The organism is Actinomadura rubrobrunea NBRC 15275 (assembly GCF_001552235.1).
Classification (GTDB): domain Bacteria; phylum Actinomycetota; class Actinomycetes; order Streptosporangiales; family Streptosporangiaceae; genus Spirillospora; species Spirillospora viridilutea.
Map to the genome: position 1 here is coordinate 1 of NZ_BCQU01000139.1, position 11,235 is coordinate 11,235.

Annotated in this window: 10 protein-coding genes and 1 pseudogene; 6 read left to right on the forward strand and 5 right to left on the reverse strand. The window is 69.8% G+C overall.

Annotated features, from left to right (window positions below; all coding sequences use genetic code 11):
- The 3 genes and pseudogenes from AR3_RS27450 to AR3_RS27465 all read right to left on the reverse strand — a co-directional run.
- A pseudogene (locus AR3_RS27450) lies at positions 1-393 on the reverse strand (cytochrome P450); the annotation flags it as partial.
- A complete protein-coding gene (locus AR3_RS27455) occupies positions 357-1,712 on the reverse strand; it encodes a cytochrome P450 family protein (RefSeq protein WP_157406802.1) in 1,356 nt (451 codons plus the stop codon). The pseudogene AR3_RS27450 and the gene AR3_RS27455, both read right to left, overlap by 37 nt.
- 803 nt (positions 1,713-2,515) lie before the next feature.
- Complete coding sequence (locus AR3_RS27465) at positions 2,516-2,932, reverse strand: hypothetical protein (protein ID WP_067918323.1); 417 nt, start codon at positions 2,930-2,932, stop codon at positions 2,516-2,518.
- Positions 2,933-3,175: 243 nt separating this feature from the next.
- Here AR3_RS27465 and AR3_RS27470 point away from each other — a divergent pair, with 243 nt between their 5' ends.
- From AR3_RS27470 to AR3_RS27485, 4 genes are all read left to right on the forward strand, one after another.
- Entirely contained in the window at positions 3,176-4,456 is a 1,281-nt protein-coding gene (locus AR3_RS27470) for a helix-turn-helix domain-containing protein (protein ID WP_067918325.1), read from the forward strand.
- 10 nt (positions 4,457-4,466) lie between these two features.
- Entirely contained in the window at positions 4,467-5,042 is a 576-nt protein-coding gene (locus AR3_RS27475) for a GNAT family N-acetyltransferase (RefSeq protein WP_067918327.1), read from the forward strand.
- A gap of 257 nt (positions 5,043-5,299) precedes the next feature.
- Complete coding sequence (locus AR3_RS27480; protein WP_067918330.1) at positions 5,300-5,863, forward strand: GNAT family N-acetyltransferase; 564 nt, start codon at positions 5,300-5,302, stop codon at positions 5,861-5,863.
- A 272-nt stretch (positions 5,864-6,135) separates the two neighbouring features.
- Positions 6,136-7,326: a UDP-N-acetylglucosamine--N-acetylmuramyl-(pentapeptide) pyrophosphoryl-undecaprenol N-acetylglucosamine transferase gene (locus AR3_RS27485; protein WP_083952138.1), complete on the forward strand. Its 1,191-nt coding sequence runs from the start codon at positions 6,136-6,138 to the stop codon at positions 7,324-7,326.
- Positions 7,327-7,337: 11 nt separating this feature from the next.
- Here the strand turns inward: AR3_RS27485 and AR3_RS27490 are convergent, their stop codons facing one another.
- Both AR3_RS27490 and AR3_RS31885 read right to left on the reverse strand, forming a co-directional pair.
- Positions 7,338-8,171 (reverse strand): phosphotransferase family protein, encoded by an 834-nt coding sequence (locus AR3_RS27490; protein WP_067918332.1) that lies wholly within the window; start codon positions 8,169-8,171, stop codon positions 7,338-7,340.
- Positions 8,172-8,423: 252 nt separating this feature from the next.
- Positions 8,424-9,857 carry an NsdA family TPR-like regulatory protein gene (locus AR3_RS31885; RefSeq protein ID WP_217998793.1) on the reverse strand — a complete coding sequence of 478 codons (1,434 nt, stop codon included), beginning with the start codon at positions 9,855-9,857 and terminating at the stop codon, positions 8,424-8,426.
- Positions 9,858-10,187: 330 nt separating this feature from the next.
- Here AR3_RS31885 and AR3_RS27500 point away from each other — a divergent pair, with 330 nt between their 5' ends.
- Both AR3_RS27500 and AR3_RS27505 read left to right on the forward strand, forming a co-directional pair.
- A complete protein-coding gene (locus AR3_RS27500) occupies positions 10,188-10,760 on the forward strand; it encodes a phytanoyl-CoA dioxygenase family protein (RefSeq protein WP_169803903.1) in 573 nt (190 codons plus the stop codon).
- Between the two features lie 45 nt (positions 10,761-10,805).
- Positions 10,806-11,234, forward strand: coding sequence for a hypothetical protein (locus tag AR3_RS27505; protein WP_067918334.1), 429 nt, complete (start codon positions 10,806-10,808; stop codon positions 11,232-11,234).
- The last annotated feature ends 1 nt before the right edge of the window (position 11,235 follow it).

An 11,235-nucleotide genomic window follows, 5' to 3' on the forward strand; every position in this document is an offset into this window, starting at 1 on the left:
GGGGACCCCGAACAGGTCGCAGATCACCCGCAGCGGCACCTGGAGCGCGAAGTGCCGCTTGAGGTCGACTGGGCCGCCACCGTCGGCGGCGAGGGCGAGCTGGTCGAGCAGTTCGTTGACGATGCGGGTGATGCGGGGCCGCATCGCATCGACCCGCTTCGGGTGGAACGCGTCCTGGACCGGGCGGCGTAGCCGCAAGTGTTCGCGGCCGTCGGTGGTGAACATGTTCCGCACCGCGACCCAGGAGATGAGCTCCCAGTTGGGCGGGATGCGACCGTCCGTCCACAGGTGCCAGTGGTTCGGGTCCTTGCTGACGGTGACGTCGGTCAGCACCGCCTTAATAGAGCGGTAGCTGGTCACCGCCCACGCTGGGACGTCCCCCGGAAGGGCCACAGGAACCACCTCCCCCCGCTTGAGGAGTTCGGCGGTGATGGTGCCGTCGAGGTCGGAGCGGACTGGGAGTGGCCAACGGTCTGGGGATGCTGCCATGAGGGGCGGGTGCCTTCCGGACGCGGGGAGGGGAACGGGCGGGGGGTGAACTTGACGTCGAGCCGGTGCAGTGCCCTGGCGAACGGGGACGGCCGCCAGGCGAGTTTGTCGTGCTGGACGGCCAGGCGCAGGTCCGGCAGCTCGCGCACCAGGGTGGTCACCGCGGTCTGCGCGATGACCAGGGCGTGCAGGCTGGCCGGGCACTGGTGCGGGCCGACACCGAACGCGACGTAGCCGCGGTTGCTGTGGAGTGGGCGGCCGTGGGCTTGGTGGATCTGGTGTCCGGCGGGGCCCAGGCCGAGCAGGGCCAGCGTGCCCTGCGGAACGAAGACGCTGTCGACGGTGAGGTCGCAGCGGGCGACCAGAGGCGGGTAGTGGGTGATCGGCGGCCGCGCCCACAGCGTGTGGTGCACCGCGTCCGCGACCGGCACGGCCGCGGACATCACGTCGGCGTGAAGCTGCGGGTCGGCGAGGAGTTCCGCGACCGTGTTGGCGATGAGGTTGGCTGCGGGCTGGCTGCCTGCGCCGACCATCAGCACCAACGTGCCTGCGAGCTCGTCGTGGGAAAGCCCGCCGGGCCGTTCGACGAGGGCTTTGGTGAGCGGGCCGTGGCCGAGGCCCTGCTGGTGCCGCCGCACCGTGGCGTCCATGAGGCGCACCAGGTCGTCAGCCGCCCGACCGGCGTCGTCGTCAGCGTCCCAGATACGCCTCATGATGTCCGGTAGCCGCAACCGGTCCATCTCGTCCAGGCCGAACAGCCTGGACATGACGATCAGCGGCAGCGGCACCGCGAACTCGGCGACCAGGTCGGCCCGGCCGTACGGGGCGAACCGGCCGATCAAGTCCATGGCGGCCTGTTCGACGTGGACCCGCAACTGGTCCATGTCGACCTCTTTGAGGGCCGCCACCACGGGAGCGCGCAGGCGCTCGTGTTCGGGGCCCTCGGCGAACAGCATGTTGCGCCATTCGGAGATCATCGCCGCGATCTCCGAGTTGTCGACCAGGCCCCACCCGTTCCATCGAGTGGTTTTGCGGGTCCACCTCGTGGTGTCCCGGGAGAAGGACACGATCAGATTGTGATCCAGCACCAGCAGCGTGAGCACGCCGGGCTGGAGTGCCACCCACGCGACCCGGCCGCCCTCGCGAAGCCGCTGCCAGGCGGCCTCCGGGTCGGCGTGGAACTCCGGGCTGTACAGCTGGGCGTACGGGGGCAGATCCTCCACGTTGGGGGGCATGCTGTGGGAGGGGTGGCCGGTCATCGCACCGCCCCCGCGTGCTCCAGTGCGCCCAGTGCGGTTTCGAGCCCCCCTGCCAGCAGGTGCGGATCGGCGAGGACGATCTCTCCCGAACCGTCCAGGTGGGGGTCCTGGACCCAGTGCCGGACCGGCATCGTGCACCGCGGGTCGGAGTCCGCGGCAGGGTGTTCCCCTGGCCACAGGGCCCCAGCGGGGGCTGGGACCTGCAGCTGTCCATGGCGCAGGCAGACGGTCTTGGGGACACTCCAACGCTGGCCGGTGCCGGGTGGCACAAGGAAGTAGAGGCGTCTGGCGTGCGGGGCGCACCATACGGGCCAGGAGCCGCTTTCGACTCCCATGCCCAAGGCGGCCCCGCGGGAGAGGATCGCCCGCCCCAGCGGTTCGGGGACACGGACCGCCTCCCAGCGGACGCCGGCGGCCAGCGGGGCCTCCGCGTCGCGGCCCCAGGCGGAAACGATCAGGCTGGCGTCTTCGCAGGGGCCAGCGAGGGCTCGGGCGATGTCGAGCCAGCCTGGTGGTGGATAATGTGACATAAGAAGTCGGATCTCCAGCATCCGGCGAGGCCCCGGGGCTTACCGCTGTTGGCGCAGCGGCCCGGGGTCGTTTCTTGTGTGGGGGCGTGGGCTTAGGGGTGCCCGGCTACGTTCGTTCCGGCCATGCCGTCACCAATCGGTCCTTGTCGCCTGTGGTGACGGGAACGGCGGGGGTGATCTGACCTGACTCGTCGTCGAGGTGTGTCACGTCGTGCATCAGCAGCACCGCTTGGCACTTCATCGGCAGACGGGCGGGGCGTCTTCGACCGTGAGCGCCTTGCGAATCATCTCGTACGCCCTGTCGGAGGCGCTGGCGTCGCAGATCGGGTCGCCCTGCGTCCAGCAGTAGACCAGGCGATCATTGATTTGCCTCACGGTGATGATCTCCGTCAGGAGAGGGCTGCCGTCGTCGTTCTGGAGGTCGCAGTTGATCACCGTGAGGCGGGGCGTCTCGCTCTCGAAATCAGAGATGACCTGGAGATTTGTATCGGTGAGCGCTCCTCGCAGGACGGACAATCGCTCGATTGCGCTGTTGCGGCGGGTTCCGGTCATGTGGTCGACCTCCAGATGCGGCTTGCGCTGATCACTCAAGCCGTTGGAGCTGGGGACGCCCACCACCAATGTGGCACCATGCACGTCGATGGCTGGTGCCACATTGGCATCAAAGCAGGTAGCTGGCCACCTAGGGACCTGCCTACGGTTGCAAGAAGCCGTTGACCTGACTGCCGCTGCTGCACCGGAGGTGTTATGCCCCCCAAGGCCCGTCTATGTCCGGCTTGTCGGAAAACTTTGTTGTCGCGCTACAATGACGGCCTTGTTTGTGGCCCGTGTCTACGTGCCACTCGTGCCGGTGCACCGGCGGCATCGGCGCCTGCATGGTTGTGGGATTCTGAGCCGATGCGGCGGGCGCTGGCGCGTCTTGATCTGGGGGCGGTCTTGACCGTGTTCCGGGCCGCTGCCGGGCTCACGCAGGAGCAGATGGCGTCTTTGGTCCCCGGCTGGACTAAGACCAAAGTAACCCGCATTGAGGCTGGGGCGCGCTCAACGCTGTACGACATTCGTGAGCTCCTGACGTGGGCTGATGCCGTACAAATGCCTCGTGAAGCCCTCCTGCCGATGATCTTGGGTACGCCGAACGTCACTCTAGAACTGCAGACTCCGACTCCCCTGGAAGGCTCGACTTTGGAACGCCGTACCTTCAATGGCGGTCTCCTGGCCGTCACGGCCGGTGCCATGCTGCCCGGGCAGACCCAAGTCCCCCAACAGGTCGGCTCGTCGCACGTCGCCTATCTCAAGGCGTGCGTTACCGAGCTGTGGGCTCGCGACTGGACCGTCGGTGGTGGTGCGCTCCTGCGACAAGCCGTGCTGCTCTTTGGCCACGCCAAAGGCATGCTGGACGAGAGCGAGTACCCCAAGTCGATCGAGCGGGAGCTGCTGAACGTCGCAGCCAACCTGGGCGTGTGCGGCAGCTTCATCGCCTACGACGCCAGTGCCTTGTCCTTGGCGCGGCGTCTGGCGCACGAGGCGGTGTTCCTTGCCGACAGCGCCGAGGACGACCTGCTGAGCGCGCATGTGTGCGTCACCATGGCACTGCAGTCCATCTCCCTGGCCCGGGCGAGCGGGCAGCGCGGCCCGGCACGAGAAGGACTCCGCTTTCTCGAACGCGCTGAGCACATCGCCAAGCACGAACCGTCCCCGAAGCTCCACGCTTTGATCCACATGCGCAAGGCGACGGCGTACGCATTGCTTGGCGACGGCGCGGCTGCGAGGGCATCGATCACGGAGGCACGCCGGGAACTGGACCGCGGCCCCCACCCCACCGACCGGCCATGGTTTGAGTTCGTCACCGAAACCGAGATCACCGGACACGAGGCGCGCGTAGCTGCGGACCTCCAAGACATCTCTACAGCGGTGAAGCTTTATGAGCAGGTCGCAGAGGACCCGAACTTGGCGCCGCGCAACCGCACGTTCTACGAGGCGTTGTATGCCGCGATCCGGCTTCAGCATGGCGACGCCACTGGGGCGGTCGAGATCGGCAGACGCGCGTTGGCGGCACTGGAGGGGCCTGTGACATCAGCACGGGCTCTGAACGCATTGCGGCCAGTGCGGCAGCATGTTGGCGACGAGGAGTTCGAGCAGCGGTTCGACGCGGTGGCCACCACCCTGACCGTCAAGTAGCGTACCGACCATGGGTGATCAAGTGGAGCTGACCTTCCGCCGCTTCAATGCCGAGCTGGCCCGACGGATCCGCGACGTCGTCGAACGGATCTACCGCGACTCCTACACTGAGGCGATCGCATCAGGGGACCCATTCGACTCGGTCGAGCAGTTCATGCACCGCTTCGACGCCTACACCAGCCGCTCGAACGGATTCGACCTCGTCGTCGCCTACACCAGTGACGGAGAACCGGTGGGGCAAACGTGGGGGTGGCCGCTCGGACCGGACAGCGCCTGGTGGTCCTCCTTGCAGGACGAACCCGAGGAAGGATTCACTCGGGAGGATGGAAAGCGGACATTTGCCCTGTCGGAGATCATGGTGCGCCGTGAATGGACCGGTCAGGGTATCGCTCACGCTCTGCACGATGAGCTGCTGAGGCGCCGGCCAGAAACGCGGGCCACTCTGCTGGTGGAGCCTGACAACACGCGCGCCTACCGTGCGTATGTGAGTTGGGGGTGGAAACGTGTCGCCCAGTTGCGGCCGGGTTGGCCGGATGCACCGATCTTCGATGTACTGATTTTGGACCTTCCGCTTGGCTCAAGGTGATTTCCGCCTTCCCTGGCTTCGATGTGCTGGACAACTGGTCAGCCGATGACTGGTCATCTCAGAACCTAAGCAGGACTCACGGATCGGTCATGATGGTCGTCATGCGCGCTGCCTGGGGCTGGATGCTGCGCTCCCGCACCCCGCGTCGCGTCACGAGGGACGTGGTGAACTTCCGCGACCCTCGGGACGCGGATCGAGGCATTCGCGGCGCGACCCTGTCCCCTGCGGCCTGGCCGCCGGGGCGTTAGCGTCAAACTATGTTCCCGGTTTTGATCACGGACGCCGAGCGTGGCGTCACACTGCGCGAGTTCACCGCTGACGACGTCGACGCCGTGCTCGCGGTGTACGGCGACCCGAAGGTCACCGAGCATCTGTCGTTCGAACCGCGGAACCGGGACCAGGTCACAGCAACCATCAACTCTGTGACGGCGGCGGCACGAGCCGAACCCCGCACGGAGTACTCGCTCGCAGTCGAGAACGACAGCGAGGTCATAGGGTTCGCCCGCCTCGCTGTCGACACGCAGCATCCCGGCCAGTCCAGTGCACAGCTCGGGTTCGCACTACGCGCCTCGCACTGGGGCCGCGGGCTCGGCACCGCCACCGTGCGGCTGCTGCTGCGCCTGGGGTTCGAGGAACTCGGGCTGTACCGGCTGTGGGGTGCACGCAGCCCGGAGAACCTGGCGTCGGCCCGGGTGATGACACGCCTGGGGATGGTGGAGGAAGGCCGGATCCGCGGGCACATCCGCGTCCGCGACCGGTGGCGTGACTCGGTGGTGCACTCGATCCTCGCCGACGAGTGGTCTGCCGATCAGCGACGCTAGATGGCGCCGAGCGGACCGGTGACCGTTTCCCCGTGGCTGGTCCCGGGCCGAAACGGCGGTCGCCGACGGCCAGCGTCGGCAGCACCAGGGGTGCCCGCAGAGGCCGCCCCTGCGCACACCACACTCGGCGTGCTCGTAACGCTCGATGCCGCCGAGGCAGGTGGGCGGGGCGGCCGCGGTGAACGGGCCCACCACCCGGGGCTGGCTGGTTACTGTAGGCGCCAGCCACAAACGGTGACTGTTTCGTCACCGTCGAATGTCTGGAGTGCCCTTTGAATACGGCTAGCTCTGTGTCCCCGCAGGTGTCGGGGCGCGGGCTGCGGTTGGTCGTCACCGGCGGCGGCACCGGCGGCCACACCTATCCGGCGTTGACCACGGTGAGAACCGTGCAGGCCCGGGTGGGCGCCGGGATGCTGGACGTTCTGTGGGTCGGCGCCGCCGACGGCCTGGAGGAGCGGGTTGCCGAATCGGAGGGGATCAGGTTCGCTGCCGTGGCGACCGGGAAGATCCGCCGGGCCGCCAACCCGTTGCGCATGGTGTCACCCGCGAACATGCGGGACATGGGGCGTGTGCCGTTGGGGGTCGCGCAGGCCCGTTCGATCATCGCCGCGCACAGGCCGGACGTTGTGCTGGCCACCGGTGGGTACGTCGCCGTCCCCGTGGGACTTGCGGCCTGGATGTGCCGGCGGCCGCTGGTGGTGCACGAGCAGACGGTCCGGCTAGGGCTGGCGAACAGGACGCTGGCCAGGGTGGCGGCCAGGGTCGCGGTGTCGTCGCCGTCCACGCTGGAGCTGTTGCCGCCTGCGTCACGGGCGACAGCGGTGGTGACGGGTAACCCGGTGCGGCCGAACCTGTTGGCGGGCGACCCTTGCAGGGCCGTCGAGGCGCTGGGCTTGCGCGGGTTCGACCCGCGCCGGCCGACCGTGTACGTCACCGGGGGTGCGCAGGGGTCGCAGCAGATCAACAGCCTCGTGGTGGAGATCCTGCCGTGGCTGCTGCAGCAGGCCAACGTGGTGCACCAGTGCGGGCCCGGCAACCTGGAGCTGTTGCGGCGGCAGACGGCGCGGCTGCCGGTGGAGGCGGCGGGCCGGTACTTCCTGACCGGGTACATGGGCGGCGAGCTGCCGGACGTGCTGGCGTTGGCGGACGTGGTGATCTCCCGGTCCGGGGCCGGGACGATCGCCGAGCTGACCGCACTGGGCAAGGCCGCGGTGCTGATCCCGCTGGCGTCGTCGGCCGGGAACGAGCAGGCTCACAACGCCCGGCACCTGGCGGACGCGGGCGCTGCGGTGGCGTTGCTGGGCGAGGTGTCAGCGGCGGATGTGCAGGCGGCTGTGACGCCGCTGCTGACCGATCCGGGGCGGCGGGCGGCGATGGCCGCGCGGGCACGTGACCACGGCCGCCCGGACGCGGCCGAGCGGTTGGCGGATGTTGTTCTGGAGGCCGCCCACGACTCCCTGTGACCGGGCGCCGCTCAGGGATGTGTGGTTGTGAGTCTGGTGCGGAGCCAGCGGAGTGCGGCTTCGCCCTTGGCCCGCTGGTGCTGCCGCAATCCCGGGATGTTGGGCGGGGCCGGGAGCAGAGACTGGGTGAGGAAGTCGCCGGCGAGGGCGGCGAGCACCGCGTTGGCCTGATCATCGGGCACGTCGCGGGAGCGGGGGAAGGCGTGCCAGATCGGTTCGGGGTCGATGCCGCTGGAGGCGGCCACGGACGGCAGCATCAGCAGCAGGTCGGTCCATGGGGCGCTGGCCACCGCGTACGCCCAGTCCACGACCTTGACGCCGCCGGCGGTGATCAGGATGTTGTCGGCCCGCAGGTCGGTGTGGCTGAGCGTGTTCCCGGCCGCCGCGGCGGCCCAGTCCGCTTCGAGCGCGGCGAGCTGGTCCAGGTTGTCGCGGGCCCAGGCGGGGAGCCTGTCGACGGCTTGGGGAGTGCCGCCGGTGCGGTCTCCGGCGAGGCGCCGCCAGGAGGAGAAGTTGTCGGCCAGGTCGACGCCGATCGGGAGGGCGCCGTCCGGCGCGGGCGTGAGGGCGTCGGCCATCACTGCCAGAGCTTGGACGACGAGGTCGAGGTCGTCGCGGCGCCAGGGTTGGGCGGGCATGCGCCCGTCGATGTCGTCGAGGGCGAGCGCGACCCACCCCTCGGCGTCGTAGGTCCAGCGCAAGCGCGGGGCGGGCGCCGCGTCGGGCAGCGCGGCGGTGGTGGTGGCCTCGCGCCGGTACAGGTCCGGTGCGTGCGGGTCACGCTCGGCGCAGATGGCTTTGAGGAAGATTCGGCGGCCGTCGTGCAGGGTCAGGCGGGATGCCATGCCAGGGGACCAGCCGCCTGTTTGCCGGTCCTCGCGGGCGACGTCGGCTCCCATCGCGCGGACGAACGCCTCCCGCACGGGTTGGGGCAGGTCGCCCCAGCCGATCCGACGGGTGTGGCGGGCCGGGCTCGCAGATGCCGCGGCGGGGGCACAGGCCACGAGATCCCCCTTCAGGGATGGGATGTCAGGGTTCGCGCATTCTGTTGCGTTCGATGTCGAGCAGTCTGCACGCGATGGCAGGCACCGGGGCCGCTATGTCTCAGTGCCGTTTGGTTCGTCGCTGGGCCCGCTCAGCGGCGTCAACTCAGGTAGCGAAGCCACCCGTTCATGCAGGTCCCGTACGACACGTGAGGGTGCGCGTGTGGCGATGTCGGCGTCCAGCAGGGTGAGGCGGGTTCTGGTGGTGGACCGCAGGGATGCCGCGGGGATCTCGTCGAGCACCTCCGTGGCGAGCGCGGCGGCGTCGTCAAAGCGGCCGCGTGCGGCCTCCGCACGGGCGAGCACGAGGGTGGCTGCCGCCCACCCGGGCCGGCCGCGCGGCACGCTGCGCGTTGATGTGTCGGCGTAGCGGCGTGCCGCGGCGTGGTCGCCGACGGTGAGGCTGGCCTCGGCAAGGTGAAGTTGCAGTTCGGCAAGGTCGAAGCCGGTGCGGCCGGGTTGGTCGCCGTTCGGGTCGGCGGCCATGGCGTCCCGCGCGGCGGCTGCGATGCGCGTCACCTCGTCACGCAGGCCCAGGGCGGCCGTGGGGCGCAGCTGCCCCCAGGCGAGCATCTGGGCGCGCCGCAGGGGCGTGTTGGCGAGTTGGTGTGCCCGCTGGGCCAGTTCGATCGCTTCGGCGTGCCGGTCGTGGTGGTGGGCGACCATGGAGCGGGCACCCAGTGCCCAGCATTGCAGCCAGGTGTCCCCGGCTGCGGCGCCGAGGCGTTCCGCCGTGGCCAGGTGCACAGCGGCCGCGTCGGTGTCGGCCAAGTGGAACGCCAGGTTGCCGGCGATCGCCGACAGCCATCCGGCGAGGCGGCGCAGGTCGGTGCGCTGCTCGGTGGGCGGGTCGTGGCGGAGCATGTTCCCGACGAGTGCGCGGGTCCGGTGCACCTCTGCGGCCAGCACGTTGGGGGCCCACTTGGAATAGTGCAGGTCGTAGTAGGTGACGGCGGCTTGGACGGCTTCGATGGTCTGCGGTCCGCCTGCGGGGCCTTCGACCTCCATGGTCAGTTCGACGGATTCGCGGAGTGCGGCGAGGCTGTGCATCGGATACCCGTACCCGTCTTTCGGTGCTGGGATCGTCCCCCACGCACCGTACCGACCCGGCTGGTGCGGGGCAGCACGCCACGTCGGCCACAGGCCGAGTTGCGCCGGGTCGGTCCCGTACACGCCGCACAGCGCGGCGGCGTAGTCGGGGCCGGGCCGGGTGTCCCCGTGCTCCCACCGGCACAGCATCGACTCGTTCAGCCGTGCCGTGCCGAGCTGGTGCGTCTGGTAGTAGCCCGCCACCATCCTCACGGTTTGGGCGCGCGACCAGCCGTAGGCCCACCGCCATGCCTCCAGCGGAAGCACCTCGGGTAACTCGGTTTGGATCACCGCGGCGATCCGCGCGACCGGCCATCCAGCGCGCTGCCCGCGAGCGCGGATCTGGTGGGCGGCGCGGGCGAGTTCCGCGCGCCGCCGCCGACTGATCTTCGTGGTCATGCGTGGCCCTCCGCGTCGGCGGGCGTGCGCAGTCCGAGAGTAACCCGGTCGCCCCGGCTGCAACATTGCCGCATCCGGTAATGCGGGGCGGCAATGTCCTGACCGGACGGTGACATTGAGCCTGTCTGCGCCCGGGGCGGACCGTGGACGTAACAGAAGCCGGCCAGTCGAAGGGACGGCACGATGGGCACCACGGACGCTTTGTGCAAACCCGGCGGGCCTGTGGCCCGCCTTCTTCCGGGCTCGGGTTTCCGGACCGGCATTAAGTGGACGGGCCCGGGCCACGCCGCGGCCATCACCAGCCACCTCCTCGCCAGCGGGGGCGGCGCCGTGGCCGCGGGTGTCGGGGACGTCGTGTGTTCGCCGCACCACCGCCAGGAGTGGGCCCGGCGGGCGGTCGCCAACCCGCATGTGTTGAACGTGGTGTGCTCGTTGCTCGGGCCGCGGGTGGCGGTTGCCGAACCGACCCTGCTGCTGGTCAAGCGGCCCGGCCGGTTCGCCGTCCCCCCTCACCAGGACGGTCTCAACGGCGGCTGGCACCTGGACCCGGACCGGGCCGTGTCGGTGTGGTTCGCGGTCACCGACGCCACCCCGGCCAACGGCTGCGTCCAGGTCGTCCCCGGGTCCCACCGCGGCGGGTACCGGCGGCACGTGCGCGGCGCCGACGAGGACGGGCGCGGCGCACCCCTCACCCTGGCCGACCCGCCGCCGGACACCGCGTTCCAGCCGGTGCCGCTGCCCGCCGGACACGCGGTGGTGATGGACGTGCGCCTGGTGCACCGATCCGCGCCCAACACCACCCGTATGGCCCGTGTCGGGCTGAACGTCTGCTACGTCGCACCCGGCGGCGTGATCGTCTACCACGGGCAGCCGCCCCGCCTGCTCCCCGTGCGTGGCGCATAGCCCCGTCTGAACGTGCCCACCCCCACACCCGAAAGGAGAACGGGCATGACCACCACCAAGACGATGTACGAGGCGCCCGCCGAGGCGGTGACCCGCACTCGGGTCCTGATCGGCGAGGACGACGACCCGGCCCGCCGCGGCACCAAGACCCTCGTCGCCTGGTCGGACTGCCGCTACTACTGCCCCGACGAGGCGACCGTGAAGGCGTGCGTCGAGGCCATCCGCCAGTCCGACGAGCGGCTGCGGTCCCGGCCCGACGAGATGATGCTGTGGGACTGGCAGACCACCTGGTTCGAGCCCGACCCGGCCAACGAGCACGGCGGCGGCACCGTCCTGCTCGGGGTCGCCTGGTACGACCAGGAGTTCTACGAGGAGCGCCGCGACGCCTGGTTCGGGCGCATGCACCGCAAGGTGTACCAGGACATCGGCGTGCCGTTGGAGAACGTCGAGGTCACCCACTGGCGACGCGACTAGA